Below are 26,840 nucleotides of genomic sequence, written 5' to 3'. Positions count from 1 at the left end.
ATGTTCGTGTCGGAACCCATTCAACCAGGCCCACCAGATCATATATCAGATGCCATACTGGATCGCATGAAACGACCCGAGGAACTCCGCAGCCACCGGTGGTTCGGCGGCGACGAACTGCGCAACTTCAGCCACCGCGCCCGCAGCCGCCAGCTCGGCTACAACCCGGAAGAACACCTCGGGAAGCCGGTCATCGGCATCCTCAACACCTGGTCGGACATCAACCCCTGTCACATGCACCTGCGCGAACGCGCCGAGCAGGTCAAACGCGGTGTCTGGCAGGCCGGCGGCTTCCCGCTGGAGTTCCCGGTCGCCACGCTGTCGGAGACCTACCAGAAGCCGACCCCGATGCTCTACCGGAACCTGCTGGCCATGGAGACCGAGGAGATCCTCCGCTCCTACCCGATCGACGGCGCCGTCCTGATGGGCGGCTGCGACAAGACCACGCCGGCGCTGCTGATGGGCGCGGCCAGCGCGGGGCTGCCGTCGATCTTCGTCCCGGCCGGGCCGATGCTGCGCGGGCACTGGCGCGACGAGGTGCTCGGCAGCGGCACCGACATGTGGAAGTACTGGGACGACAAGCGCGCCGGGCTGATCGGCGACGCCGAAATGTCCGAACTGGAACGCGGGCTGGCCCGGTCACCGGGGCACTGCATGACGATGGGGACGGCGTCGACCATGACCTCGGCCGCCGAGGTGCTCGGCGTGACGCTGCCGGGTGCCGCGTCGATCCCCGCCGTCGACTCGGCGCACCACCGGATGGCCGCCGCCAGCGGCGCCCGGATCGTCGACATGGTCCGGGAGGACCTGACCATCACCCAGGTCCTGGACAAGCGGGCCTACGCCGACGCCATCACCACCGTGCTCGCGCTCGGCGGCTCGACCAACGCCGTGATCCACCTGATCGCGATGGCCGGCCGCAGCGGCATCGGAGTTTCGCTCGCCGACTTCGACGCGATCGCCCGGCAGGTGCCGGTGCTGGCGAACATCCGGCCCGGCGGCGACTGGCTGATGGAGGACTTCTACTACGCCGGCGGCCTGCCCGGGCTGCTCTCGCGGCTGACCGACCTGCTGCACCCGGACCGGCTCACCGTCACCGGCCGCACCCTCGGCGAGAACCTCGCGAGCGCGCGCGTGCACAACGACGACGTCATCCGGACCCGCGACAACCCGGTCGCGCGGGAGGGCGGGGTCGCGGTGCTGCACGGGAACCTGGCGCCCTCCGGCGCGGTCATCAAGCACATCGCGGCCGAGAAGCACCTGCTCACGCACACCGGCCCGGCCGTGGTGTTCGAGAACTACCCCGACCTCAAGAAGCGGATCGACGACCCGTCGATCACCGCGGACTCGGTGCTGGTGCTGCGCGGCTCCGGCCCGCTCGGCGGCCCGGGCATGCCGGAGTACGGGATGCTGCCGATCCCCGCCCACCTGCTCGAACGGGGTGTCCGTGACATGGTCCGGATCTCCGACGCGCGGATGAGCGGGACGAGCTACGGCGCCTGCGTCCTGCACGTGGCCCCGGAGTCGCACGTCGGCGGCCCGCTCGCCCTGGTCCGCGACGGCGACCTGATCACCTTGGACGTTCCTTCGCGGACCCTGCGGCTCGAGGTGTCCGATGAGGAACTGGCGCGGCGGCGTGCCGGCTGGACGGCGCCGTCGCCCCGGTTCGAGCGCGGTTACGGGGCGCTCTACAGCGAACACATCACGCAGGCCGACGAGGGCTGCGACTTCGACTTCCTCGCACGGGCGGGCCGCAATCCCGAACCCGACGCCCGGTGAGTTCATCGATCCGTGACCGATTCATCCCCCGTTAGGGCGAGTCGTACGGCTTGTCCGGGTGCCCCGTACGCTGATCCCGTCACCGTCGCAGGCCCGGTGCCGCGTTGAAGGGGTGGAGAGTTGCCGCACGAACCGCACTGGCCCGACTCGCACGGCGAGCAGACCGACGTCCTGCCCGTCGTCCGGCCCGAGCCGGAACCGGGTCCCGCCACCGCGAAGCGCTCGTTTCGCAAGGCCGGCCTGATCGCGGGCGGCGTGTTCGGCGTGCTGGTCGCGATCTACGGGATCGACCTGCTGATCAGCCAGGGCAGCGTCCCGCGCGGGGTGACCGTGGCCGGTGTCGACGTCGGCGGCATGGGCCGCGAGGCGGCCGAGCAGGAACTGCGCGGCAAGATCGAGCCGCGGCTGACGCGCCCGCTCGCCGTCACCGCGGGCGAGTACCAGGGCACGCTGTCGCCGACGCTCGCCGGGCTCAAGCTCGACTGGCCGCAGACCCTCGACCAGGCCGGCGAGCAGCCGCTGAACCCGTTCACGCGGCTGTCGTCGCTGTTCTCCAGCCGCGAGGTCGGCGTCGTCAGCCACGCCGACGACGCCAAGCTCACCGCGGCCCTCGAGACGCTGCGCGGCCAGGTCGACCGCGACCCGGTCGAGGGCACCGTGAAGTTCCAGGGTGCCGAACCGGTCGCCGTGCCGCCGAAGACCGGGCAGAAGCTCGACGTGCCGGCCGCGACCGCCGCCGTCGTCGAGAAGTGGGCGAGCGGGGAAACCCTGGCGCTCCCGGTGACCAGCACGCCGGTCCGCACCACGCCCGAAGGCGTCCAGGCGGCCCTAGACGGCTTCGCGCGGCCCGCCGTGTCCGGCCCGTTGGTGGTCAAAGGCGAGGGCAAGAACGCGACCGTGAAGCCCGAGGTGCTCGCCGCGGCGATCACCTTCGAGCCCGCCGAGGGCGGCGGGCTGACGCCGAAGATCGACAACGCGAAGATCGCCGAAGCCGCCGGGCCGCAGCTGAAGTCCACCGAGAAGGAGGGCAAGGACGCGACCGTCGTCTTCGAGGGCGGCAAGCCGACGGTCGACCCCTCCACCGACGGCCGGACCGTCGACTGGGACCCCAGTCTCAAGCCGCTGCCCGACGTACTCAAGAAGACCGACGGCCGCGAGGTCCCGGCCGTCTACAAGGACAGCCCGGCGAAGGTGACCACCGAGCAGGCGAACCAGCTCGGCATCAAGGAGGTCGTCGGCGAGTTCACCACCGGCGGCTTCGCCCCCGAGTCCGGGGTCAACATCCGCGTCGGCGCGCAGAAGATCAACGGCGCCATCGTCAAGCCGGGCGAAACCTTCAGCCTCAACGGTTTCACCGGGCCGCGCGGCACGGCACAGGGCTACGTCGAGGCGGGCGTGATCAAGGACGGCGCCCCCGGCCGCGAGGTCGGCGGCGGCCTCTCGCAGCTCGCGACCACGCTGTACAACGCCTCCTACTTCGCGGGGCTGAAGGACGCGGGACACAAGGAGCACAGCTACTACATCAGCCGCTACCCCGCCGCGCGCGAAGCGACGGTGTTCCAGAACCCGAACGGGTCCAGCGTCATCGACCTCAAGTTCACCAACGACACGCCGACCGGCATCGCGATCCAGACGATCTGGACGCCGTCGTCGATCACCGTGAAGCTGTGGGGCACCAAGCGCTACACCGTCGAGTCGATCGAGGGCGCGCGGACCAACCAGAGCGACCCGCAGACCAAGCCGGGGCCGGCGGAGAACTGCCACGCCTCGAACGGCGCGCCGGGGTTCACCACCAGCAACACCCGCGTGCTCAAGGACGCCGCGACCGGCCGCGAGGTCAGCCGCGCGACCCGGACGGTCCACTACAACCCGCAGCCGAAAATCGTCTGCGGCGGCGGGCAGTGACCTCCTAACGGCCGTTCACGCTGGGCGTCCGCGGCGGTACCCTGAGTGCCCATGACGGCACGCGCGGTGGGGTTCCGGGACGTCCTCGCGGTGACCGAATTCCGGGCGTTGTTCTCGGCCCAGCTGGTCTCGGTCACCGGTGACCAGCTGGCCAGGGTCGCGCTGTCGATCCTGGTGTACGACCGGACGAACTCGCCGGGCTGGGCGGCGCTGACGTACGCGCTGACGTTCCTGCCGGACCTCGTCGGCGGCCCGCTGCTGTCCGGGCTCGCCGACCGGCATCCACCGCGCGCGGTGATGGTGCTGTCGGACGGGCTGCGAGCGCTGGCGGTGGCCGTGATGGCGGTGCCGGGCCTGCCGCTGCCGGCGGTGGCGGCGCTGCTGGTCGCCGTCCAGCTGTTCAACCCGGTGTGGAATTCGGCGCGGGCGGCGCTGCTGCCGCAGGTGCTGCCGGGCGAGACGTTCGTGCCCGGGATGGGCCTGCTGATGATGCTGGTCCAGGCGGGCCAGGTGGCGGGCTTCGCCCTGGGCGGCCTGCTGGTGGCGGCCATCGGAACGGGCGGAGCCCTCCTGGCGGACGCGGCGAGCTTCGCGCTGTCGGCGGTGTTCCTGCTGGCCGGCGTGCGGACCCGGCCGCCGCGCGAGACGTCGGGCGTCCGCTGGTGGAGCCACGTCCGGGCGGGCTGGACGGTGGTGGCGGGCGACCGGCGGCGGCTCGCCCTGGTGGCGCTGGGGTGCGTGTCGGGGGTGTACATCGCGGGCGAGGCGATCGCCGCGCCGTACGCCGCCGAGCTGGGCGGGGGCCCGGTGGTGGTCGGGCTGCTGCTGGGGGCGTTCGCGCTGGGCAACGTGGCCGGGATGGCGGTGCTGTCACGGATCCCGCCGCCGCAGCGGGGGCCGTTGCTGGGGCCGCTGGCGGTGCTGGCCTGCGCGGCTTTGCTGGGTTGTGTTTTGAAGCCGGACTTGGTGGCCACGTTGGCGCTGTTCACGCTGTCGGGGGTGGCCGGTTCGTACAACTTGATCGCGAACACGACGTTCGTCCAGCTGACACCGGAGACCCAGCGGGCGCAGGCGTTCGGGTTCGCGTTGACGGCGTTGCGGGTTTCGCAGGGGCTGGGGGTGGTGCTGGCTGGGGTGGCGGCGGAACACGTGGCCCCGCACGGGGTGGTGGCGGGAGCGGGGGCGATCGGCGTGGTGGCCGCGTTCGGGCGGCCCGGCTGTGGCGGCGGGCCCAGCCGGAGCCCCGGTGACCGGCGTGCGCCTGGACGGGAGGACGGTCGCGCAGCCGACCACCGGCCCAGCGCCCCAAGGTCCGCGTTGACCGCGTCGAAGACGCAAGCGCGGTGCCGGCGGCAGAACACGTGGCTCCACGGCGTTATCGCGGCCGCCGACGCAGCCCGGCTGTGGCGGCGAGCGCAGCCGGAGCCGGCAACCGCGCACAGCAGAGGGCTCGCGCGGCGACACCAGAGCAAAGCTCCGCGAGGTCCGCGTTGCCCCACCGCCTGCGCCGCCGACCGAAGTACAGAGGTGGCGGCGGAACACGTGGCCCCGCACGGGGTGGTGGCGGGAGCGGGGGCGATCGGTGTGGTGGCGGCGTTCGGGGCGGCCCGGCTGTGGCGGCGGGCCCAGCCGGAGCCCCGGTGACCGGCGAGGCTCGCCGGTCACCGGGCGCCGGTCAGGACTGGGTCCAGTCCGTCGGGATGCGGCGCGGGGTCCAGTCCGTCGGGCACTCGGCTGGCGAGACGCCGGGACGGGTCCAATCGGTCGGGAGCTCGCGGACCGTCCAGTCGGTGGGCAGTTCGCGGGCGGTCCAGTCCGTCGGCAGCTGCCGCGGGGTCCAGTCGGTGGGGATCGCGCGGGTCCAGTCCGTCGGCAGCTGCCGGGTCCAGTCGGTGGGCCGCTGCGGGCGACGGCGGGACGGGACGATGTTGGCGTTGGGCAGGAAGTGCGACATGGTTTCTCCCGTTTCGTGAGGGATCTTGCACGGTGCGTGACCGGACGGTAGCCCGACCAGCCTAGTGACACACCGCGTTCATTCGATTACAGTGACGATTTCCGCGAAGGGTTTCCGTCCTGAGCAGAAGGGCGTTTCGTGGGATTGTCCGCGTCCCAAGGGCGAAAGCCCAGCTCAGAACGTCCACGAACAGGTCTCCGAACGTGGGCGATGTGGAAGCTGGCCACTCCGGTGTTCGGCTACGTCCTCGTCGTCGACGCCTTGGCGTTGGTCGCGGTCGCTTCGACGGCCGCACTGGTTCCGATCACCACCCGATCGCTGTTCTGGTGTGGACTGATCCTCGCCGGTGAGGTCGTGCACCTCGAAGCGGCGCAACGCATCGAGCGCATCCGGGAGCTGGCTGCCGACGGCCGGCCGCACATGCACCTGCAGTCGATCTGGATCTTCGCCGGGTTACTCCTGCTCCCGCCACCGCTGGCGACACTGGTCATCGTCGTCAGCTATGCCCATTCCTGGGTGCGCGTCTACAAACGACGGGGCGTGATTCACCGGAAAGTGTTCTCCGGCGCGACGGTCATCCTCGCCTGCACCGCCGCCGGGGCCGTGCTGTGGGCCGGCACCGGGCACGTGGCGCCGTACGTGCCGTACCTGGACGGCTTCGGCGGGATGCTCGCGCTGCTGACCTCCGGGATCGTCTACTTCGGCCTGAACTACGTGCTCGTGATCGTGGCGATCCTGATCAGCAACCCGGGCAAGCCGCCGCGGCAGGCGTTCGGCAACCCGTCCGACGTGCTGATCGTGCTGGCCGCGGTCGGCGTCGGCTGCGGGATCGCACTGGTCATGACGGTCCGGCCGTGGCTGCTGCCGGTGCTCATGGTGACGCCGGTGGCGCTCCACATCGGCCTGCTGCTCCCCCAGTTCCAGGCCGCCGCGCGCACCGACTCCAAGACCGCGCTGCTCGCCCCGGAGTTCTGGGTCCAGCTGGCCCGCAACGAGCTGGCCCGCGCCGCGGAACTGTCCTCCACAGCAGGCGTGCTGATGATCGACATCGACCACTTCAAGGCCATCGACGACGGCAACGGCCACCTCGCGGGCGACGAGGTCCTGCGCGCGGTCGCGGCGGCGATCCAGAGCTCGGTCCGCGGCGGCGACTACGTTGGCCGCTTCGGTGGCGACGAGTTCGTGGTGCTGCTGCCGGGCATGACCAGCGCGGAGATCACGTCCGTCGCCGACCGCATCCGCACCGCGATCGCCCGGATCGAGGTACCGGTCCCGGTGATCCGCCCGGGCAAGCCCGAGGTGATCGGCGGCCTGACCGCCTCGATCGGCGCGGCGGTGTACCCGGAGACGGCGACCGAGTACACGATCCTGCTGCAGGCGGCCGACGACGCCGTGTTCGAGGCGAAGGCGGGCGGCCGCGACCGCGTGGTCCTGGCGACCGCCCGCACCGAGCTGACCCGTCCGGAGATCCCGGACGTCCGCTAGGGCAACGTGGCCAACGATTCCTCGAGGGTCGCTTCGGACAGTTCGTCGTCCACCATCTCCCCGGCCAGGTAGGCCCCGTACGCCGGCAGATCCAGGTGGGCGTGGCCGCACAGCGCCGTGAGAATCACCTTCTCCTCACCGGTTTCCTTGCAGCGCAACGCTTCCCGGATGCACGCCGCCAGCGCGTGCGTCGGCTCGGGTGCCGGGATGATCCCCTCCGACCGCGCGAACTGCACCCCGGCCGCGAAGCACTCCTGCTGGCCGATGGCCAGGGCCTCGATCAGGCCGAGCTCGTGGATGTGCGAGATCAGCGGGGACATCCCGTGGTAGCGCAGGCCGCCCGCGTGGATGGGGTCCGGGATGAACTCGTGGCCGAGCGTGTGCATCTTGAGCAACGGCGTCAGCCCGGCCGTGTCGCCGAAGTCGTAGGCGTACTTGCCGCGCGTCAGCGACGGGCACGCGGCCGGCTCGACCGCGCGGATGACCGGGTTCATCCGGCCGGCCAGCTTCTCGCGCAGGAACGGGAACGCCAGGCCGCCGAAGTTCGAGCCGCCGCCGGTGCAGCCGACCAGCACGTCCGGGGTGTCGCCGGCCATCTCGAACTGCTTGAGCGCTTCTTCGCCGATGACCGTCTGGTGCAGCAGGACGTGGTTGAGCACGCTGCCCAGCGCGTACCGCGCGTTCGGGTCCTGCGCCGCCTGCTCCACCGCTTCGCTGATCGCGATGCCGAGGCTGCCGGTCGAGTCCGGGTGGTCCTTGAGGATCGCGCGCCCGGACTCGGTCAGCTCGGACGGGCTCGGGTGGACCGTCGCGCCGAACGTCTCCATCATCAGCTTGCGGTAGGGCTTCTGGTCGTAGGAAGCCCGCACCTGCCAGACCTCGCACTGGATGCCGTACTGGGCGCAGGCGAAGGCGAGGGCACTGCCCCACTGGCCGGCGCCGGTCTCGGTGGTCAGCCGCGTGACGCCTTCGGCCGCGTTGTAGAACGCCTGCGGCACCGCGGTGTTCGGCTTGTGCGACCCGACCGGGCTGACCCCTTCGTACTTGTAGTAGATCCGCGCAGGCGTGCCCAGCGCCTTCTCCAGCCGTCGCGCGCGGAACAGCGGCGACGGGCGCCAAAGCCGGTAGACCTCCCGGACCTCCTCCGGGATGTCGACATAGCGATCAGTCGTCACTTCCTGGGCGATGAGCGCCTGCGGGAACAGCGGCGCGAGGTCGTCCGGGCCGACGGGCTCGCGCGTGCCGGGGTGCAGCGGCGGTGGCGGCGGCTCGGGCAGGTCGGGGATGACGTTGTACCACTGGGTGGGGAGATCGCTTTCGTCCAGGACGTATTTGGTCTGGTCAGCCATCACGCCTCCTTGGTCGGCACCTCAACTTAGGACGCTCCCGGCCGCGGAACCAGTACGGTGATCGGGTGACGAACCCGATGCTCGACGACCTCCCGATCCGGTACCCGGAAGCCGGCCGCGGCCCCGGGCTGGTGCTGCTCCAGGAGATCTTCGGCCTGGACGACTACCTGCGCTCGGTCGCCGCGGACCTGGCCGCGCTCGGGTACGTGGTGGCGATCCCGGAGCTGTTCCGGCGGACGGCGCCGGGCTGGTCGTCGACGCACGACGAAGCGGGGGTCGCGGCTTCGGTGGAGGTCGCGAGCCGCTTCGACCCGGAGCTGGGGCTGGCGGACGTGCTGGCCACGGTCGCCCACCTGCGTTCGCTGCCGTCGGTGACCGGCGGCGTCGGCGTTCTTGGCTTCTGCCTCGGCGGCTCGCTGGCCTTCGCGGCGGCGGCCGAGGGCGACCCGGACGTGGCCGTGTCCTTCTACGGCTCGAGGGTCCCGGAACAGATCGACGGCCTGTCCCGCGTGGAGTGCCCGATCCAGTTCCACTTCGGCGGCCAGGACCCGTACATCCCGCGGTCCGACGTCGCCGTGGTGGAGACCGCCGTGGCCGCGCACCCGGGTGCGGAGATCCACGTGCAGGAGGAGGCCGGGCACGCGTTCCACAACAACGTGGCCCCGATGTTCCACCACCCCGCGGCGGCGGCCCGGTCCTGGGAGCTGACCACCGAGTTCCTGCGGCGGACCCTGCCGGCGTGAAGGCGGTGCTCGTGCGGGGTACCGGCGCGCTCGTCGAGGCCGCCTTCCTGCTGCTGTGGTTCTTCGTCTTCGCCCGGCTCGACGCCCTCGTGGGCACGGACTTCGCGGCCGCCGAAGCCAACGCGCAGGCCCTGCAGGCCATCGAGCACCTGGCGCACCTCGACGTCGAGCACGGCGTGAACGCCTGGCTGGCCGGGCAGCCCGTCCTCGGTCACCTGGCGGTGTACCTGTACCGCCTGTACTACGTGGTGGTCGCCGGCGTGCTGCTGTGGGTGTTCGTGCGGCACGCCGAGGTCTACCGGCACGTCCGCCGGACGATGGTCGCGATGACGGCCCTGGTCCTGCCGGTCTACTGGGCGGTGCCGATGTCACCGCCGCGGTTCGCCCTGCCGGGTGCGGCCGACATCGTGGCCCGGTACGACTTCCTGGGCGTGGCGAGCTGGACGAAACCCACCCACCACACGGCGATGCCGAGCATGCACGTCGGCTGGTCGCTGTGGTGCGCGTATGCCGTGTGGACGGCGCTGCGCGCCACGCACCCGCGCCTGGCCCTGCTGGCGTGGGCGTTCCCGCTGCTGATGGCGGCGGACGTGCTCGCCACGGGGAACCACTACGTCCTGGACGTCGCCGGCAGTGTCGCGCTGCTGGCCGTCGCCGTTGCGGCCGCGACGCTGTCGGAGCGCGTCACGGCCCTCCGCAGAACTTCCGCTCGGCTGCGAACGGATCCGCCGGAACGGTGACCAGGGTGCGGTGCCAGGCGCCGGTCAGGTTGGCCCAGAACCGTTCGAGCGTCAACGGGTTCCGCGTCGAACGCCGGATCTCCGCGAGGTCGCCGCAGTCGAGCGCGCTCCGCGCGGCGGCGAGCAGCCAGGCGTTGCCGAGCGGTTTCACCGGCCCGGGCATCCGCGAAGACCTGCTCCCGATCGTGTTCGACCGGTTCGCCCGCGGCGACCACGCCCGCGCGAGACCGAGGGCAGCGGGCTGGGCCTGTCCATCGCCCGCGACAACGCCCCGGCGGCCGGAGCCCCGAAGCGGGACAAAAGCTTGACAATCGGGCCGGACGCCTTCCCGGTACCGGTTCCGGCCGTGAAAATAGCTGCGGAATTTTCGCCTCACACGGGGAGAAACCGGCCCGGGGCCCCACGAGCCAGGCGACGGAGTTGCCGACCTCGGGAGATGCCATGGACGTCCTGCGCACCGAGCAGGAAGAAGACCGCGCACTGGTGGCGCGGCTGCACGACGGTGACTGGAGCGCGCTCGACGTGCTCTACGGCCGGTACGCCCGTCCGGTTTTCCAGCGCTGCTGGCGGATCCTGCGCGAACGGACGCTGTCGTGGGAAACCACCCACGACACCTTCGCGCAGTTCGTCGGGCACCTGCCCTGCCCGTGCGGGCAGCCGGCCCGTGAATGGCTGCTGGAGACCGGCACCCGCCTCGCCACCCGGAGGGCCGCACGATGACCGAGGCGGAGATCTTCGAACACTGCCGCACCAGCGTCCGGGCCTTCGTGAGCCGCCGGGTGCCCAACGCGTCGGACGTCGACGACTGCGTGAGCGACGTCGTCCTCCGCGCCCTCGTGGGCCTGCGGCAGGGCGCGCGGCCCGAGGTGCTCGAAGCCTGGCTGATCGGGATCGCCAAGAACGTGCTCAAGGAGCGCTACCGGGCCAAGGACCGCGATCACGAGCTGCCCGCCGAGGTCGCGCAGGAGCCGGGCGAGCAGCAGCTGGAGCTGGCCCGGACCGACCTGCCGGACCTGCCGTCGGAGTACGAGGTGCTGCTCGGCAAGCGGCAGCTGTGGGCCACGCTGGACGCGGCGACCCACGGGCTCGGCGACGGGCTGGCCACGATCATGCGCGCCCACGTCCGGCTCACCGTCGAGCGGGGGCGGCGCGTCGTCGGCGCGGAACTGGCGAAGGAGCTGGGCCGGCCGGTCGACATCGTGAACCGGCAGCTGCAGCGCTCCCGCCTCGGGATGCTCGACGCGATCGCGGCGCTGGTCCTCGCCCGCATCGGCCGCGCGGACTGCGCCGGGCTGTGCGGGGTGCTCGACGCCGACCAGCTGCGCGCGGGCCGCCGGCTGCTGCTCGACCCGGAGCGGACGCGCGCGGTGCTCAAGCACGCCGCCGGCTGTGCGACGTGCTCGACGCGCGTCGACGAAGCCCGCGACTACAGCCGCTGGGCCCTCGGTCCCGGGCTGCTGCACCTGGCCGAAGACGATGAGGAACGCCGCCGGGCGCTCGTCGCGCTGCTCGACCGGGCGGGCGAGGGCGGGGTCTCGTCGGCGCAGGCGCAGGCGGCGGCCGCGTTGGCGGTGCCGGTGCCGCTGGCGGGACCGGCGAACCTCGCGGGCCGGCTGCTGTCGTCCCGGCCCGCGCTGGTGCGCAAGGCCGACGGGGTCACCCGGTTCGTGCGGGACAACCCGGACGTGACCCACCGGATCGTCGCGGCGGCGACGGGCGGGATCGCGGCCGCGGCGGCCATCGTGGCCGCGGTGCTGGGCGGGTCGGACGGCGGTGGCGTGCCGCCGGTGGCGGACGCCCCGCGCGCGCCCGCGACGACCACGCCCGGCGGCGGGGCGCCGACGGTGAGCGCGCCGGCCGCGGTGCCGGTGGCCGTGACGGCCCCGGAGAGCACGCCCCCGCCCACGACGACCACCCCGGGGAACCGCGTGCCGCCGGCGGATCCGGCACCCGGCTCGTCCGCGGCGGCCCAGCCGCCCGCTTCGCGGACGTCGACAACACCGCCGCCCACCACGGCACCGCCGAGCACAGCACCGCCACCGCCGCCCGGCACGGTGCCGCCGAGCAGCCCGCCGGCCGGCACCGTGCCGCCGACCACCGCACCACCCAGCACCCCACCGCCGACCACCGCACCACCCAGCACCCCGCCGCCGACGACCACCCCGCCATCGACCACCCCGCCACCGACCACGACGACCCCGCACCCGCAGGCGATCACGATCGACGCCACCGCCGTCTCGTACACGACGGTGACCATCTCCGGCGTCGGCGTGCGTGACACCCGGCAGGCACAGGCCCTGAACCTCGCCCCCGGCGCGTACACGCTCGCCACCCCGGCCGGACAGCGGCTGCCCTTCACCGTCACCGACGACTACGTGGTCCGGTACGACCCGTCGCTGGAAGGCACGCTGCAGGGCGGCGGCAGTGCGGAACTGTCGGTGCACGGGCACGACGTCACCTTCGACGTGTCCGGTGTGGACTACTACAACATGGCCGTCGGCGGCACCGGGTTCCCGGCGCCGCAACCGGTCCGGCACCTGAAGCTGCTGCCGGGGAGGCACAACGTGGTGACCGCCAACGGCAACTCGCTGCCGTTCACCGTCACCGGCACCGGCGGGATCACCTTCCCCACGGACCCGCACGGCCTCCTCACCTGGGACGGCCAGGCCCTCGCCGTGCACGGCATCCCGATCACCCTCGACGCCACCGGCACGGACTACGCCAACATGACGATCAGCGGCGCGGGCTGGCCTGCCCCGCAGGCGGTCCGCACGTTCCGGCTCCTGCCCGGAACGCATTCGGTCGTGACGGCCAACGGGAACTCCCTGCCGTTCACCATCACCACGGACGGGACCGTCGGCTACGCCGCCGGCCTCGAAGGGCCGCTCACCCGCGCCGACGGCGGCAAAACCCTGCAGGTGCACGGTTTCCACGTCACGCTGGACGTCACGGACCTCGGCTACGACAACACGACCGTGAGCGGCACGGGCTGGCGCACGCCGCAGGCCGTCCGCGAATTCCGGCTGCTACCCGGCACCCACCGCGTGGTCACCCACAGCGGGACGACCGTCGCCTTCACCGTCGGCAGCAGCGGTCTCGTCGGCTACGACCCGTCCCTGCAGGGCCTGCTCACCGGGGCGGGCGGCGGCACGCTCGCCGTCCACGGGTTCCCGGTCACGATCGACGCCACCGGGTCCGGGTACCCGCAGTTCGGTCTCGAGGGCGCCGGCTGGTGGGACGCCCGGCAGCCACGCGTCCTGCGGCTCCTGCCGGGCACCCACTACGCGCTGGCGCCCGGCGGACGGCGGTTCGCATTCAGCGTGACCAGCGCCGGCCGCGTCACCTACGACGCGGCGCTGGACAGCGTGTTCGCCGGGCGTGACGGCACGACGCTCACGCTTCGCCCGCCCGGCTGACCGGCACGCGGACCCGGTCGGCCGAGGCCGGGTCCGCGTCCACCCGCAGCCACGCCGGCGCGTCGACCTCCTTGACCCGGATCCGCACCGGCGCGTAGCCGTCCGGGTCGATGCCCTTGTAGCCGTGCCGGACGACGCCGTCGTGGATCCGTTCCGACACCACGACGGCCAGGTCGGTGCCCGACCGCGCGAGCAGTTCGTAGAGCGGTTCGCCGTCGACCAGCCGGCAGGCGAGCTTCACGTCTTCGCTCACCCACCGCGGCCAGGCGCGCAGCAGCTCCCCCGCGTGCACCGCCAGCCGCAGCCGGATCCGCCACGGCGGCGGGACGACGGCGTTGTACGCGCGCAGCTCGGCGACCAGCCGCGGCACGAACGGGTCCAGCAGGTCCGCTTTGGACACCCCGGGCGGCACGATGACGAGCAGGCCGTCCCCACGGTCCTGAATGGACAGCCGCCACCACCCGACTCCGGCCGCCCGGAAGGCGGTCCGCATCATCCGCGTCAACGCCGCCCGCGCCCGCAGCTGGGCGGGGTTGTCCCAGCGGGACGATCCCGCGATGTCCACCACCACGATCGACCGGTGCACCGGCCCCCTCGGCACCACACTCAGCATCGGCTGCTCCCTTCTCGGTACAGCCATTCCGTGGCCCGGCGGCGGCGGTTCTCCCCGGCGATCCCCAAGATTTTTCCGGGCCGGCCGCGGGCACCGGGCCGGCTAGGGCCCGGCGGGGTAGTCGAGGCCGTGGGAGAGCAGGTCGAACGCCTGCCCGGTCAGCTCGGACTCCGGCACCCGGCTGCCGGCCGCCCGCCAGGCGACGACCGCGGTCTGCACCGCGCACAGCGCCACCGAAGCCACCAGGTGCGGCCGGGGGTCCGCCGCCGGGTCGACCCCCATGCGCGCGCCGATCAGCCCGGCCACCTCGTCGAACCGGGCGGTCGCCCGTTCGATGCGGGCGGCGGTGAGCGCCGGGCTGACCGAGATCAGGTCCTGCAGGCCGGGGAAGCGCGGGTCGGTCTCGGCCGCCCGGATGACGCCGACGGCGGCCGTCCGCAGCGCGGTCAGCACCGGCAGGCCGGCCGGTTGCGCGGCGAACGCCGCGAGCACGGCGGTGATCTGCTCGTCGGCGAGGGCCAGTGCGACGTCTTCCTTCGAGGCGAAGTACCGGAAGAACGTCCGCGAGGAGACTTCGACCGCTTCGGCGATCTGGTCGACGGTCGTGGCCTCGAAGCCGTTGGCGCAGAACAGCTCCTGGGCCGCGTTGATCAGCGCTTCCCGCGTCCGCTGCTTCTTCCGTTCCCGCAGGCCGAGCTCCTCCATGCCGGCCAGCATACGGCCATCGCGTCATGAACAGACTCTTGTCAGTTGACGACACTTGTCACACTCTGACAGTATTGCGGTCATGCCGAAGCCGCCCGCACCGACGTCCCGCTACTGGAAGCTGCAGCGGCAGCTGACCCGGTTCAACACCTTCCTGTTCCGCCGGACCGGCGGCCGGGTGGGCGGGTCGTACTTCGGTGGCGCGCCGGTGCTGCTGCTGCACCACGTCGGCCGCCGGTCCGGCACCGCCCGGATCAGCCCCCTGATCTACCTCGACGACTCGCCGCGCCTTGTCGTGGTGGCGTCGAAGGGCGGCGTGGACGCGCATCCGGCGTGGTTCCACAACCTGACCGCGATGGCGGCCACCGAGGTGGAACTGCCCGGTGGCGAACGCCGCCGAGTGCGCCCGCGCGTGGCCGAAGGGGCGGAGCGGGCGCGCCTGTGGGAGCGTGCGGTGGCGATCTACCGGCCGTACGCGACCTATGCGACCTACACCGAGCGCGAGATCCCGGTGGTCGTCCTCGAACCCGTTCCGGAGACGTGACCCGAGGTCGCGCTCTAAGATCCCGCCGTGGCCGCGTCCCAGACCAAGGAACTCTGGCCGATCCGGCGGCACATCGTCGCGGTGGTGCTGACCGGGCTCGGCGTGTTCGCCGTCGCCGTCGTGCTCCTGTGGCTGGCGCTGGGGCTGCCGGCCGCACCGAGCGCGGACACCCGGCTGAACGTCGTCAAGATCGCGTTGTCGGTGGTGGCCGGGGTCGGCGGGGTCGTCGCGCTGGTCGTCGCCTACCGGAAGCAGCGGATCGGCGAGGCGGCCGAAGCCCGCGAGCGCGGCAAGGTCCTGAACGAGCGCTTCGCGGGCGCGTGCGCCCAGATCGGCCACGAGAAGCCGACCGTGCGGCTCGCGGGCGTCTACGCTATCGCCAGCCTGGCCGACCAATGGCCCGAGCAGCGCCAAGTGTGCATCGACGTGCTGTGCGCGTATCTGCGCATCCCGTACGAGCCCGCGACGGATTCGCCGTGGTACCACGACGAAGAGTCCGAAGTGCGCCTCTCGATCACGAGCGTGCTCAGCGACCACCTCCGCCCGGGCGCCCCGGTGAGCTGGCAGGGCCACGAGTTCAACCTCCTCCGCGCGGTGCTCCGCTCGGCGGATTTCGCGGGCATCGAACTGACCGGCGGCCGGCTCTTGTTGAGCCTGGCCCGGTTCCCCGGAGGCTGGCTCTCGTTCGACGGAATGCACGTCAGCGGCGGCGAAGTATGGTTCGGCGGCGCTTCGTTCGAGGGCGCCAGGGTGACGTTCGAGAAGGCCGAATTCAGCGGCGGCCGGGTCCAGTTCGAGGGAGCCGCCTTCACGGGCGGCGAAGTGAGTTTCCGCGGCGCCCGGTTCACGGGCGGAGAGGTCGACCTTTCCGGGGTCAGCGTCGACGACTACACCGCACCCCCGGTGTTCGACGAGTGGGAAACCCCGCCGCCCGGACTGTTGTTGCCGGGGGCGGCCGCCGTCGCCGAGTGAACTCGGCAACGGCGGGCGACCGGCCCGGCACGGGCCGATCACCACCGCGACACAGCTCGGCCCCGGACCAACCCGCCCCGCCACACCGGCCGCACCGGTGGGCTGTCCGATGTGGACTTCAGGCCAGCTGGTCGCGGCGGCGGGTCAGGTAGGCGATCTCGGCCGTGTTGCCCGCCAGCTCGATGGCCTTGCCGTACGCCGCCCGTGCCTCCTCGCCGCGGGAAAGCCGGCGCAGCAGGTCGGCGCGGGTCACGTGGTACGCGTGGTAGCCGGACAGCCGGTCGCCGAGCCGGTCGACGGCCGCCAAGGCGACCTCCGGGCCGTCGAGCTCGGCGACCGCGATCGCCCGGTTGAGCGCGACGACCGGCGAGGCGTCGACCCGGACCAGCTGGTCGTAGAGGGCGACGACCTGCGACCAGTCGGTGTCGCGGATGTCGCGGGCCGAGGTGTGCACGGCGTTGATCGCCGCGAGGATCTGGTAGCGGCCCGGCGCCACCCCGGCGGCCAGACGCTCGCGCACCAGCCGGTGGCCCTCGGCGATCAGCGCGGTGTCCCAGGCGCCGCGGTCCTGCTCGGCGAGCGGGACCAGCTCGCCCGCCGCCACCCGGGCCGGGCGGCGGGCCTCGATGAGCAGCATCAGCGCCAGCAGCCCGGTCACCTCGCCGTCGCCCGGGAGGAGGGCGTGGACCAGGCGGGTGAGCCGGATCGCCTCGGCGGTGAGGTCCCGCCGGATCGGGTCGGTGCCGGGGCCGGTCGCCAGGTAGCCCTCGTTGAAGACCAGGTAGAGGACGGTGAGCACGCCGGCCACGCGGGCCGGGAGGTCCTCGGCGGACGGCACGCGGTACGGGATGCCCGCCGCCTTGATCTTGGCCTTAGCGCGGGTGATCCGCTGCTCCAGCGCGGTCTCCTTGACCAGGTAGGCGCGGGCGATCTCGGGCACGGTCAGGCCGCCGACCAGGCGCAGGGTCAGCGCCACCCGTGACTGCGTCGCCAGCGCCGGGTGGCAGCAGGTGAAGACCAGCCGCAGCCGGTCGTCGTCGATGACGCCGAGCGGCTCGGGCGGGGTGTCGTCGTGGACCATCCGAGCCTCCTGGTGCTTGTCGTCGCGCTTGTTCTCCCGCCGGATCCGGTCGATGGCCTTGCGGACGGCGGTGGTGGTCAGCCAGGCACCGGGGTTGGGCGGCACCCCGTCGCCCGGCCACCGTTCGACGGCGGTCGCGAAGGCCTCGGCGGCCGCCTCTTCGGCGACGTCGAGGTCACCGAAGCGCCGGGTCAGCGCGGCCACCACCCGGGCCCACTCCTCGCGGTGGGCCCGGATCACCGCTTCCTGGGCGTCGGTCACCGGAAGGGCCGCACTTCGATCTTCCGGTCGCAGGCCTTCGACGCCTCGGCGGCCAGCTTGAGCGCGACGTCCAGGTCGGGGACGTCCCACACCCAGAAGCCGGCGAGGTACTCCTTCGACTCGATGAACGGCCCGTCGCTCAGCACGGCCTGCTCACCGCGGTTGTCGACGACCGTGGCCGCGTCGGTGTCGGCGAGCCCGCCCGCGAACACCCAGTAGCCCTCGGCGATCAGCCGGTCGTTGAACTCCTCGATGACGGGCTGCCGGTCCGTGCGGCCGGGATCGACCTTGTCGTCGATCACGGAGACGAGATACTGCATGCCGGATCCTTTCCTCGTGCCTGTTCCACCTGTGCCACGAACGCCGCCCCCGCGATCCGACACTCATCCCGGACTTTTTTCCGGAAAGGATCTACGCTGGGCCCGACCCGGACCAGCGGAGGATCGCCATGCCCCAGACCGTGGACTTCGACACCGTATCGACGGCAGGCCTGGAGTCGTCGCCGGTGGCCGGCGCGCTGGCCGGGCTGCGGGCGAACGAGGCCCGCTACTTCAAGAACAAGTACGACCACGTCTTCACCGTCGAGCCCGCGGCCGAGGCGCAGGCGACCGTCGGCTGGGTGCACCGCATCCTCGACGAGGAACGCGGCATCGTCATCGCCTCCCGCCCGCTCGAGGCGACCGAGTTCCAGGTCGAGAACATCCGGTGGGCGTACGTCTTCTACGAGAACGGCCTGTCGATCAACGTCCTGTACACCCTGGACGACGGCGGCAAGCGCGCGGTCGGCTTCAAGCTCTCCGACGGGATGGACGTGCCGGAGGAACTGTCCTCCTTCAAGTTCGCCCGCCAGAAGTCGAAGCTGGCCGGGACCATCCGCGGCTCGTACTTCGTCATCAAGAAGGAGTACAGAGCCTTCACCCGGCCAGTGCCTCGGTGATCTGGCGGGTGGTCTGCGCCGCGACCCGCGGGTTGACGGCGGCATAGTGCACGTAGGCGTTCAACCCCGTCGCCAGCGCCCAGCCGCGGCCGCGGGTCCAGGTGGCCTCGTCCACGCCGAGTGCCGCGCGGAACGTGGCCCGCGTCTCGGCCGACAGGAGCGTGAACGCGATCATCAGGTCGCAGGCCGGGTCGCCGGCGCCGAGTTCGCCGAAGTCGATGACCGCGGTGAGGCGGCCGCCGGTCGTCAGCAGGTTGCCCGTGTGGAAGTCGCCGTGGCACCAGACCGGCGGGCCTGCCCACGCCGGAGCCGCGAGCGCGGTGTCCCACAGCCCGGTCAGCGCCGCGGTGTCGAACACCGCGCCGACCTGCTCGATCGCGGCTCGCGTCGCACTGTCCCGCATGGCCAGTGGACGCCCGGCGACGTCCGCGGTTTCGCCGTCGAACCGGTGCAGCGCGGTCAGGAACCCGGCCAGCTCGACGGCGGCCTCGTGCGACCCCGACAGCGCCGGGACGGTGGCCACTTCGCCGTCCAGCCAGCGCGACACCGCCCACGGCCACGGGTAGCCGAAGCCCGGTTCGCCCACCGCGACCGGCTCGGGGACGGCCAAGGGCAGGTGCGGTGCCAGCCGCGGCAGCCACTCGGCTTCCTTCGCGGCCTGCCGGATCGCGCCGGCGTGCCGCGGCAGCCGCACCGACAGCTCCGCGCCCAGCCGGAAGATCACGTGGTCCGAGCCGGCCGGGGTGAACCGGGTCAGCGGCAGCCCGGCCCACTGCGGGAACTGCGTGTCGACCAGCCGCCGCGCCAGTGCGGCGTCGATCGCCGGGTTCGTCTCCAAAGAAGCTCCTGGGAGGCAGCCGTCGCCGGGTCCGGAGACCCGGCGACGGCCACGGACTAGGTCCGGTAGCGGAACAGGATCCGCCCGCGGTTGAGGTCGTAGGGGCTCAGCTCCACCAGGACCCGGTCGAAGGGCAGGATCTTGATGAAGTTCTTCCGGATCTTGCCGCTGATGTGCGCGAGCACCTTGTGCCCGTTCTCCAGCTCGACCCGGAACGTCGCGTTGCGCAGGCACTCGACGACCGTGCCTTCGATTTCGATCCCGGCCATCAGCGCAACACCAGCTCGAGGTTGCTGCCGGCCCGGCGGGCTCCGGCGCCTTCGAAGAGCGCCACCGCCGCCGGGTTCGCTTCGTTCACCTCGGCCGTAGCCGCCGGGATTCCTTTGTGGTGCAACGTGTTCAGGACATGACCCAGCAACGCGCGGCCGATCCCGCGGCGCCGCCGATCCGCGCGGACCGCGATCAGCCCGATCCGCGGCTGCCGCGTCACCGCCGCCAGCCGGACCAGGCCCACGTAGTCGCCCGCGGATTCCGCGACCACGTACTTGCCGACGTCCGGGACGGCCGGGCGGGGCAGGATCTCCGCCGGCATCTCCTGCCAGCCCACCGCCGCCTCGACTTCGGCGCGGATCACGTCTTCGGCCGAGCTCAGCGACCGCGTGTCGGACGGCGGCCCGATCGTCACGCCCGCGGGAGCGGGGACCACGCCCGGGGCAGCGGGAAGGACGTACTCCCACTCACGGCGCCGGGTGGTGAAACCGGCCGATTCCCAGCGGCGCCGGAGCTCCGCGTCGGCTTCGTCGACCACTGTGTACAGCGGCCTCGGCAGTGCCGGCAGCATGTCCGCCGCGAGCAGCGCGAACTCCTCGTCGGTCCACGTGTCGATGCTGAGGAAGAGGCGGCCGTCCGGCCGCCGGGAGACTTCCCCGCGGCCGGCCACGCCCGGCCGTTGATGCGTGTGTTCCATGGTGTCGCCTTTCGGGAGGAGGGCTCCCGGCGACACCTGCGTCAGCCGCCCGCCCGTGACGACGAGAGGGAGCACCCATTGCGTACAACGTTCACGGGTCTCACCTCCTCGGGCCGGGTCACGGTCGGAAGCAAGCTATCAGCCTCCGCGGTCCCCGCCCACTCCTTTTTCCGCGAGGGCCCCGCAGACCGATCAGGAATCGAGAAGCGCCGGTCAGCGGCCCGGACCTAGCGTTACCGGCATGACGAACATCGAAACCATCACCCTCGAAGTCGCCGACACCGCCGCCGCCGAGCGCTTCTACGCCGAGGCCTTCGGGCTCACCACCCAGCTGCGCTTCCGCGTCTCGGACGCGCCGAGCGACGGCTTCCGCGGGTTCACCCTCTCCCTCACCGTGCCGCAGCCCGCGGACGTCGACTCCCTGATCGAGACGGCCCTGAAGGCCGGGGCGACGACCATCAAGCCGGCCACCAAGTCCATGTGGGGCTACGGCGGCACCCTCCGCGCGCCGGACGGGACGATCTGGAAGCTCGCGACCTCCGCGAAGAAGAACACCGGGCCGGCCACCCGCGAGATCGACGCCGTCGTGCTCCTGCTGGGCGCCGCCGATGTGGCCGCCAGCAAGAAGTTCTACGTCGGCCAGGGCCTGACCGTCGGCAAGAGCTTCGGCAAGATGTACGTCGAGTTCGAGGCCGGCGAGAGCCCGGTCAAGCTGGCGCTGTACCGCCGCAAGGCGCTCGCGAAGGACGCCGGCGTCGCTCCCGAGGGCAGCGGCTCGCACCGGATCGCGGTCGGCGGCGCGGCTTCGGCGTTCACCGACCCGGACGGCTTCGCCTGGGAGACCACGGCTTCCGCGAGCCTGTCCTGATCAGCCCCGCAACAGGTCGGCGACGGCGGCGATGCCCGGGCCGATCGCGTGGTCCGGGGTGTCGCCGAACCCCAGGATCAGCCGCGGCGGCCACGGCCCCGGCGTCGCGTGCAGCCCGGCCAGGCCGTAGAGCCCGACGCCCCGCCGCCGGGCCTGGTCGATCACCCGCTCCTCGTCCGCGCCGGCCGGCAGGTGCAGGACGGCGTGGAACCCGGCGGCCAGCCCGGTGACGCGCAGGCCGGGCGCGTGGACGGCCAGCGCGTCGACGAGCGTCCGCCGCCGGGCCGCGTACACGGCGCGAGCGCGGCGCAGGTGCCGGTCGTAGCGGCCGGACTCGATGAGCAGCGCCAGCGCCAGCTGGTCGAGGCCGGGGCTCCCCCGGTCGGTGGCGGCTTTGTCCTCTGCCAGCACGGGAATCAGCCGTTCGGGCGCGACGAGCCAGCCCAGGCGCAGGGCGGGCGCGAGCGACTTGCTGACCGTGCCGAGCGAGACGACGTGGCCGGGGTCGAGGCCCTGCAGCGAACCGACCGGATCGCGGTCGTAGCGGAATTCGGCGTCGTAGTCGTCTTCGATGACCAGGCCGTCGCGCCGGCGCGCCCACGCGAGCAGTTCCCGGCGGCGGTGCCCGGCGAGCACCACGCCCGTCGGCCACTGGTGCGCCGGGGTCACCAGCACGGCTCGTGCCCCGCTGCGGTCCAGTGCCTCGACGTCGAGGCCGTCTTCGTCGACCGGAACGGGCACGGTGGCCACCCCGGCGGCGGCCGCCTGGCGCGCCGTCGACCGGACCGCGCCGGGGTCTTCGACGGCCAGGGTGGCGCCGCCGAGTGCACGCAGGACCAGTCCGAGGGCCTGGGCCATCCCCGTGCAGACGACGACCTGTCCGGCCGTCGCCGCGACCGCCCGCACCCGCCGCAGGTAGGCCGCGAGCACCTCCCGCAGCTGCCGTTCACCGATCGGGTCGCCGTAGTCGAACGCGCTGTTCGGCGCGGTGCGGCAGACCTCGCGGACCGCCCACGCCCAGTCCTCGCGGGGCGCCAGGCGCAGGTCGGGGACGCCGTGGCGGAAGTCGGCGAGCGCCGGGCGGGACGGCGGCCGCGGGCTCGGCGGCGCCGTCGTGGCCCGGCGGGCGACCGCGGCCACGCGCGTGGCCGAGCCGGGACGGCTGGTCAGGTAGCCCTCGGCCTGCAGCTGGGCGTAGCAGTCCTGGACCAGGCCGCGGGACAGGCCGGCCGCGCGCGCGAGTTCGCGGGAGGACGGCAGCCGCTCCCCGCCCGCGAGACGGCCGCTGCAGATCGCGTCACGCAGCTGCCGCTCGAGCTGCGCGCGGAGCCCTTCGCCGCTCTCGCGGTCGATCGTGAACAGCAGTTCCGGCCCCCAACCGGACCACTCCACAGCCATGGAACTGGACCTTACCGGTGATCCGGTTGGCTTCTAGCGTTCTCGGCATGACCGTTGAACTGCAGCTCCGCCCCCGGCTGGTGTCCCGTGCCCTGCTGGTGCGCTTCGTCTCGATCGCCGGCTCGGCGGTCGGCTTCTTCCTGCCGCTGTCGGTGGTGCCGTTGTACGCCGGGCAGGACGGCGCGGGGCTCGCGACGGTGGCGTTGCTGCTGGCCACCGTGGCCGCCGAGCTGGGGACGCCGCGGCTGGTCGCCCGCGTCGGCTACCGGTGGGCGCTGGCCGCCGGGCTGGTCCTGCTCGGGCTGCCGACGCTCGTGCTGACGGTCAGCGACGACCTGCGCGTGATCGTCGCGGTCAGCGTGGTGCGCGGGATCGGGTACGCCATCGCGGTGGTGGCGGGCGGGGCCGTCACCGCCCTGCTGATCCCGGCGGAGCGGCGCGGCGAGGGCTTGGCGCTGGTCGGGATCGTCGGCGGGATCCCGAGCCTGCTCGCGTTGCCCGCCGGGGTGTGGGCGGCGGCGCATTGGGGCTACGCGCCGGTGTTCGTGGCGACGGCCGTGGCGACGCTGCTCGCCCTGCTGTCGGTGCCGGGCCTGCCGCGCCGCTCGTTCTCCGTGGCAGAAGACGGTGTGCTGGCGAGTCTGCGCAACCCGGTGCTGACCCGGCCGGCGATGCTCTTCGCGGTGTCGGCGGCCGCGGTCGGCGTCCTGGTGACGTTCCTCCCGCTCGCCGCCGCGGACCAGCCGGCCTGGGTCGCCGCGACCGCGCTGCTCGCCCAGCCCGCGGCCGCCACCGCGGCGCGCTGGGTGGCCGGCCGGATCGGCGACCGTCACGGACCGGCGTGGCTGCTGGTACCGGGACTGCTGCTGTGCGCGGCAGGCATGGCGGGCGTCGCCTGCACCGGCACCCCGGCCGCGGTGATCGGCGGGGCGCTCGGTTTCGGCGCCGGGTTCGGCGCGCTGCAGAACGCGACGCTGTCGCTGATGTACACCCGGGTGGCGGCCGGCGGCGAGAGCGCGGTGAGCGCGATCTGGAACGCGGCCTACGACCTCGGCATGGCGGCCGGCGCGCTGGGCGCGGGCCTGGTGATCGGCCCGGCGGGCTACCCGGCGACCTTCGCCCTCACCGCCGTGCTGGTCCTGCCCGCGGTGCTGCTTGCGCGGCGTGATCGACGGCCATGACGGAAACTGGCCGGGTGCCCGAACTCCCCGAAGTCGAACTCGCCCGCCAGGTCCTCGCCGACGCGCTCGACCGGAAGATCCGCTCGATCGACGACCACGACGACTGGGTCTGCCGCCCGCACGCACCCGGGGACATCGCGACGGCGCTGGACGGCGGCCGGCTGGTGGACGCGCACCGGCGGGGCAAGACGCTGTGGTGCGAAACGGAAAGCCGGGACGGCAGGCCGGGGCCGAACCTCGGCCTGCACCTCGGGATGGCCGGGCAGCTGCGGTTCGGCGGGAAGAGCGGACCGCCCGGCCGGGCCCGCGAGCGCGACGAGAAACCCGAGTGGTTCCGGTTCGGGATCACGTTCGCCGACGGCGAACAGCTGCACCTGTTCGACACCCGGCGGCTCAGCCGGGTGCGGCTCGACCCGGATCTGGACGCGCTCGGCCCGGACGCCGGCGAGATCTCCCGCCGTGACTTCGCCGAGCGCGTCGGCCGCGGGCGGGCGCCGCTGAAGGCGCGGCTGCTGGACCAGTCGGTGGTGGCCGGGATCGGCAACCTGCTGGCCGACGAAACCCTGTGGCAGGCGGCATTGTCCCCGGCCCGGCCGGTGAACGAACTCGCCGCCGACGACCTCGCGAACCTGCACAAGGCACTGCGGAAGGCGTTGCGCGCGGCCATCCGCCACGGCGGCGTGCACACGGGCGAGATCATCGCCCACCGGCGGGCGGGCGACCACTGCCCGCGCTGCGGCGCGGCGATGAGCCACGGGACGGTGGGTGGCCGGTCGACCTGGTGGTGCTCGGCGGAGCAGGCCTAGGGCCTGTCCTCAAAGCCAGAGGAGCAGTGTGGCCAGGTCGATCATGCTCCGGTAGGAGGTGGCGGTCTTGTCGAAGCGGGTGGCGATGGCGCGGAATTGCTTGAGTCGGTTGAAGCAGCGTTCGACGATGTTGCGGCGCCGGTAGGCAGTGCGGTCGAAGGCCGGTGGACGACCACCCGCCCGACCCCGTCGCCGCCGGTTGGCCTGCTGGTCACGGCGTTCGGGAATGGTCGCCGGGATGCGCCGCCGACGCAGATATGAGCGGATGGCTCGGCTGGAGTAGCCCTTGTCGGCCAGGACCCGGCTCGGCCGGGTCGCCGGCCGGCCAGGACCTGGCCGGCGGAACTCGATGCCCGCCATGACCTGGATGAACTGGGTGCAGTCGTTGACGTTGCCGCCGGTCAGCACGATCGACAGCGGTCGGCCGTGGCCGTCGCAGGCGAGATGAATCTTGGTCGTGGGTCCACCCCGGGACCGGCCGATGGCATGATCACCTGGCTCGTTATGCCCGCCGCAGGATCCGCTCGCCCCCTGTGTGCGACGCGGTGGCACGGCGGGCGCCGGCGGCGTGCTGATGCGCGCGCACGATGCTGGAGTCGACCGACACCTCGCGGTCAAGTTCGTCGATCGCCTCGGCGATCACGCGGACCTGTGCCACCAGCGCGGACAGGGTACCGGTGCGTGACCAGCGCCAGAACCGGTTGTAGACCGTCTTCCACGGCCCATACCGCTCCGGCAGGTCACGCCATGCAACTCCAGTCTTGGCCTTGAACAACATCCCGTTGATCACCCGACGGTCATCCACCCGCGGGCGTCCCTTCGCACCCGACACCGGCAGCAACGGCTGGATCACCTGCCACTGCTCATCGGTCAGCTCATGCCTGCGCACCACAACTCAAGATCGAAGCAGATCAACCACCACCGCTTTGAGGACAGGCCCTAGCGGGGGCCGAGGCCGGTGCGGCCGTCGAGGATGGCCAGGACGCTCTCGCGCTGGGCCCGCAGGAAGGCCGGCAGCGTCGTCTTCTCGGCCGTGTTCTCGGCCACGGGGCGGACCCTAACGGGCGGGAGCGCATCCTCGCGGGCGGTTTTTGTCGGGGGTAGCCGGTACCGTCGCGGGCATGGCAACACTGGTCACCTTCCACGCCCACCCGGACGACGAGTGCCTCCGCACCGCGGGTGTGATGCGCAAAGCCGTCGAAGACGGGCACCGGGTCGTGCTCGTCGTCGCGACCAAGGGCGAGGTCGGCGAAGTGCCGGAGGGCTTCCTCGCCGAGGGCGAGAAACTGGCGGACAGGCGCGTCCAGGAGTCGTACGCGGCGGCGGAGATCCTCGGGGTGGAGCGCGTCGAGTTCCTCGGCTACCGCGACTCGGGGATGATGGGCGAGCCGACGAACGACGACCCGGCGTGCTTCTGGCGCGCCGACGTCGAGAAGGCGGCGGAGCAGCTGGCGGCGATCCTGCGCGAGGAGTCGGCGGACGTCCTGACGGTGTACGACGACAACGGCGACTACGGCCACCCGGACCACATCCAGGTCCACCGGGTGGGTGTCCGCGCGGCCGAGCTGGCGGGAACGTCCCGGGTGTTCCAGGCCACGTTCAACCGCGAGTTCATGCAACGCGGCTTCGAAGCGGCGATCGAGCAGGGGTTGATGCCCCCGGAGGCGGCGCCGAAGCCGCCGGAGAACGTGGAGTTCGGCAAGCCGGAGGCGGAGATCACGGCGGCGGTGGACGTGTCGAAGTACGCACCGGTCAAGAGGGCGGCGATGCGCGCGCACCCGAGCCAGATCAGCGAGGACATGTTCATGCTGGCGATGCCGGATGAAGCGTTCACGTTCGCTTTCGGCACGGAGTGGTTCATCCGGCAGGGCCAAGGCCCCGGAATAACCGAAACAGACCTGATGGCCGGCCTCTAACCCACCCGGGGGCCGGGGGCCGGGGCCGGGAGCCGGGAGCCGGGAGCCGGGAGCCGGGAGCCGGGAGCCGGGAGCCGGGAGCCGGGAGCCGGGAGCCGGGAGCCGGGAGCCGGGAGCCGGGAGCCGGGAGCCGGGAGCCGGGAGCCGGGAGCCGGGAGCCGGGAGCCGGGAAGAGGTTAGGCCAGGCCGGGGCAAGTGTGCTAGCCCGTGTCGCCCCTCCAATCACGCGTGATCGCTCCCCAATCACGCGAGATCGCCGCCTGATCACGCGAATCCCGGCCCTGATCACGCCAACCGACCCGCCAGGTACGCGAGTCGTCCATCCAGGTACGCGAGTCGTCCGTTCCGGTACGCCGGACCCGCGTGATCAGGAACGTGACTC

Annotated in this window: 26 protein-coding genes and 1 pseudogene; 15 read left to right on the top strand and 12 right to left on the bottom strand. The window is 72.5% G+C overall.

Annotation, left to right across the window (positions count from 1 at the left end):
• Positions 1–66: 66 nt before the first annotated feature.
• The 3 genes from araD (at position 67) to HUT10_RS38170 (ending at position 5,328) form a co-directional block, all read left to right on the top strand.
• Complete coding sequence (gene araD, locus HUT10_RS38180) at positions 67–1,779, top strand: L-arabinonate dehydratase (protein WP_176175622.1); 1,713 nt, start codon at positions 67–69, stop codon at positions 1,777–1,779.
• A 120-nt stretch (positions 1,780–1,899) separates the two neighbouring features.
• The gene (locus HUT10_RS38175; RefSeq protein ID WP_176175621.1) at positions 1,900–3,684 is read left to right on the top strand and encodes a VanW family protein; all 1,785 of its coding nucleotides are present in this window, start codon (positions 1,900–1,902) and stop codon (positions 3,682–3,684) included.
• A gap of 51 nt (positions 3,685–3,735) precedes the next feature.
• The gene (locus HUT10_RS38170) at positions 3,736–5,328 is read left to right on the top strand and encodes an MFS transporter (protein ID WP_254897215.1); all 1,593 of its coding nucleotides are present in this window, start codon (positions 3,736–3,738) and stop codon (positions 5,326–5,328) included.
• A gap of 31 nt (positions 5,329–5,359) precedes the next feature.
• Here HUT10_RS38170 and HUT10_RS38165 read toward each other — a convergent pair whose 3' ends face one another.
• Positions 5,360–5,638: a hypothetical protein gene (locus HUT10_RS38165; protein ID WP_176175620.1), complete on the bottom strand. Its 279-nt coding sequence runs from the start codon at positions 5,636–5,638 to the stop codon at positions 5,360–5,362.
• Between the two features lie 210 nt (positions 5,639–5,848).
• Here HUT10_RS38165 and HUT10_RS38160 point away from each other — a divergent pair, with 210 nt between their 5' ends.
• Positions 5,849–7,123: a diguanylate cyclase gene (locus HUT10_RS38160; RefSeq protein WP_176175619.1), complete on the top strand. Its 1,275-nt coding sequence runs from the start codon at positions 5,849–5,851 to the stop codon at positions 7,121–7,123.
• On the opposite strand, the gene HUT10_RS38155 is transcribed toward HUT10_RS38160, so the two are convergent.
• Positions 7,120–8,472 (bottom strand): TrpB-like pyridoxal phosphate-dependent enzyme, encoded by a 1,353-nt coding sequence (locus HUT10_RS38155; protein WP_176175618.1) that lies wholly within the window; start codon positions 8,470–8,472, stop codon positions 7,120–7,122. The two genes, HUT10_RS38160 and HUT10_RS38155, sit on opposite strands and share 4 nt — an antisense overlap.
• A gap of 65 nt (positions 8,473–8,537) precedes the next feature.
• Between HUT10_RS38155 and HUT10_RS38150 the strand changes: the two genes are divergently transcribed.
• Together HUT10_RS38150 and HUT10_RS38145 are read left to right on the top strand one after the other, a co-directional pair.
• On the top strand, positions 8,538–9,215 hold the full coding sequence (locus HUT10_RS38150; protein ID WP_254897214.1) for a dienelactone hydrolase family protein: 678 nt from the start codon (positions 8,538–8,540) through the stop codon (positions 9,213–9,215).
• Complete coding sequence (locus HUT10_RS38145; RefSeq protein ID WP_217709677.1) at positions 9,212–9,955, top strand: phosphatase PAP2 family protein; 744 nt, start codon at positions 9,212–9,214, stop codon at positions 9,953–9,955. Before HUT10_RS38150 ends, HUT10_RS38145 begins: the two co-directional genes overlap by 4 nt.
• Here HUT10_RS38145 and HUT10_RS38140 read toward each other — a convergent pair.
• A complete protein-coding gene (locus tag HUT10_RS38140; protein ID WP_176175617.1) occupies positions 9,900–10,118 on the bottom strand; it encodes a hypothetical protein in 219 nt (72 codons plus the stop codon). The genes HUT10_RS38145 and HUT10_RS38140 overlap by 56 nt on opposite strands.
• Positions 10,119–10,396: 278 nt before the next feature.
• On the opposite strand from HUT10_RS38140, the gene HUT10_RS38135 reads away from it, so the two are divergent.
• Entirely contained in the window at positions 10,397–10,675 is a 279-nt protein-coding gene (locus HUT10_RS38135; RefSeq protein ID WP_176175616.1) for a hypothetical protein, read from the top strand.
• Positions 10,672–13,371, top strand: coding sequence for a sigma factor (locus HUT10_RS38130; RefSeq protein ID WP_176175615.1), 2,700 nt, complete (start codon positions 10,672–10,674; stop codon positions 13,369–13,371). Before HUT10_RS38135 ends, HUT10_RS38130 begins: the two co-directional genes overlap by 4 nt.
• On the opposite strand, the gene HUT10_RS38125 is transcribed toward HUT10_RS38130, so the two are convergent.
• Both HUT10_RS38125 and HUT10_RS38120 read right to left on the bottom strand, forming a co-directional pair.
• On the bottom strand, positions 13,349–13,984 hold the full coding sequence (locus HUT10_RS38125) for a hypothetical protein (protein ID WP_176175614.1): 636 nt from the start codon (positions 13,982–13,984) through the stop codon (positions 13,349–13,351). The two genes, HUT10_RS38130 and HUT10_RS38125, sit on opposite strands and share 23 nt — an antisense overlap.
• Positions 13,985–14,086: 102 nt before the next feature.
• On the bottom strand, positions 14,087–14,689 hold the full coding sequence (locus HUT10_RS38120) for a TetR family transcriptional regulator (protein ID WP_176175613.1): 603 nt from the start codon (positions 14,687–14,689) through the stop codon (positions 14,087–14,089).
• A gap of 82 nt (positions 14,690–14,771) precedes the next feature.
• On the opposite strand from HUT10_RS38120, the gene HUT10_RS38115 reads away from it, so the two are divergent.
• Both HUT10_RS38115 and HUT10_RS38110 read left to right on the top strand, forming a co-directional pair.
• Entirely contained in the window at positions 14,772–15,233 is a 462-nt protein-coding gene (locus tag HUT10_RS38115) for a nitroreductase/quinone reductase family protein (protein ID WP_176175612.1), read from the top strand.
• A gap of 27 nt (positions 15,234–15,260) precedes the next feature.
• Positions 15,261–16,205: a pentapeptide repeat-containing protein gene (locus tag HUT10_RS38110; protein WP_176175611.1), complete on the top strand. Its 945-nt coding sequence runs from the start codon at positions 15,261–15,263 to the stop codon at positions 16,203–16,205.
• Positions 16,206–16,323: 118 nt separating this feature from the next.
• Here HUT10_RS38110 and HUT10_RS38105 read toward each other — a convergent pair whose 3' ends face one another.
• Both HUT10_RS38105 and HUT10_RS38100 read right to left on the bottom strand, forming a co-directional pair.
• A complete protein-coding gene (locus tag HUT10_RS38105) occupies positions 16,324–17,547 on the bottom strand; it encodes an RNA polymerase sigma factor (protein ID WP_176175610.1) in 1,224 nt (407 codons plus the stop codon).
• Positions 17,544–17,867 carry a YciI family protein gene (locus HUT10_RS38100; RefSeq protein ID WP_176175609.1) on the bottom strand — a complete coding sequence of 108 codons (324 nt, stop codon included), beginning with the start codon at positions 17,865–17,867 and terminating at the stop codon, positions 17,544–17,546. Before HUT10_RS38100 ends, HUT10_RS38105 begins: the two co-directional genes overlap by 4 nt.
• A 128-nt stretch (positions 17,868–17,995) precedes the next feature.
• Here HUT10_RS38100 and HUT10_RS38095 point away from each other — a divergent pair, with 128 nt between their 5' ends.
• Positions 17,996–18,484 (top strand): phage tail protein, encoded by a 489-nt coding sequence (locus HUT10_RS38095; RefSeq protein WP_176175608.1) that lies wholly within the window; start codon positions 17,996–17,998, stop codon positions 18,482–18,484.
• Here HUT10_RS38095 and HUT10_RS38090 read toward each other — a convergent pair.
• Genes HUT10_RS38090 through HUT10_RS38080 form a run of 3 tightly spaced genes read right to left on the bottom strand, consistent with a single transcriptional unit; the run spans position 18,462 to position 20,289 of the window.
• Positions 18,462–19,322 carry an aminoglycoside phosphotransferase family protein gene (locus HUT10_RS38090; protein ID WP_176175607.1) on the bottom strand — a complete coding sequence of 287 codons (861 nt, stop codon included), beginning with the start codon at positions 19,320–19,322 and terminating at the stop codon, positions 18,462–18,464. The genes HUT10_RS38095 and HUT10_RS38090 overlap by 23 nt on opposite strands.
• 56 nt (positions 19,323–19,378) lie before the next feature.
• A complete protein-coding gene (gene infA, locus HUT10_RS38085; protein ID WP_176175606.1) occupies positions 19,379–19,591 on the bottom strand; it encodes a translation initiation factor IF-1 in 213 nt (70 codons plus the stop codon).
• Positions 19,591–20,289, bottom strand: coding sequence for an N-acetyltransferase (locus tag HUT10_RS38080; RefSeq protein WP_176175605.1), 699 nt, complete (start codon positions 20,287–20,289; stop codon positions 19,591–19,593). Before HUT10_RS38080 ends, infA begins: the two co-directional genes overlap by 1 nt.
• A gap of 241 nt (positions 20,290–20,530) precedes the next feature.
• On the opposite strand from HUT10_RS38080, the gene HUT10_RS38075 reads away from it, so the two are divergent.
• Positions 20,531–21,157 carry a glyoxalase gene (locus HUT10_RS38075; protein WP_176175604.1) on the top strand — a complete coding sequence of 209 codons (627 nt, stop codon included), beginning with the start codon at positions 20,531–20,533 and terminating at the stop codon, positions 21,155–21,157.
• On the opposite strand, the gene HUT10_RS38070 is transcribed toward HUT10_RS38075, so the two are convergent.
• On the bottom strand, positions 21,158–22,555 hold the full coding sequence (locus HUT10_RS38070; protein WP_176175603.1) for a PLP-dependent aminotransferase family protein: 1,398 nt from the start codon (positions 22,553–22,555) through the stop codon (positions 21,158–21,160).
• Positions 22,556–22,602: 47 nt separating this feature from the next.
• Between HUT10_RS38070 and HUT10_RS38065 the strand changes: the two genes are divergently transcribed.
• Both HUT10_RS38065 and HUT10_RS38060 read left to right on the top strand, forming a co-directional pair.
• A complete protein-coding gene (locus HUT10_RS38065) occupies positions 22,603–23,736 on the top strand; it encodes an MFS transporter (protein ID WP_176175602.1) in 1,134 nt (377 codons plus the stop codon).
• 14 nt (positions 23,737–23,750) lie between these two features.
• The gene (locus HUT10_RS38060) at positions 23,751–24,542 is read left to right on the top strand and encodes an Fpg/Nei family DNA glycosylase (protein ID WP_176175601.1); all 792 of its coding nucleotides are present in this window, start codon (positions 23,751–23,753) and stop codon (positions 24,540–24,542) included.
• A 9-nt stretch (positions 24,543–24,551) separates the two neighbouring features.
• Here the strand turns inward: HUT10_RS38060 and HUT10_RS38055 are convergent.
• Positions 24,552–25,431 (bottom strand): annotated as a pseudogene (locus HUT10_RS38055) (IS5 family transposase).
• 232 nt (positions 25,432–25,663) lie between these two features.
• Here HUT10_RS38055 and HUT10_RS38050 point away from each other — a divergent pair.
• Positions 25,664–26,458, top strand: a complete 795-nt coding sequence (locus HUT10_RS38050; protein ID WP_176175600.1) for a PIG-L family deacetylase — start codon at positions 25,664–25,666, stop codon at positions 26,456–26,458.
• The last annotated feature ends 382 nt before the right edge of the window (positions 26,459–26,840 follow it).

The organism is Amycolatopsis sp. Hca4 (assembly GCF_013364075.1).
In the GTDB taxonomy this organism is placed as follows: domain Bacteria; phylum Actinomycetota; class Actinomycetes; order Mycobacteriales; family Pseudonocardiaceae; genus Amycolatopsis.
Note: the sequence above shows the minus strand (reverse complement) of the source record. Positions and strands in the feature narration are given on the sequence as shown.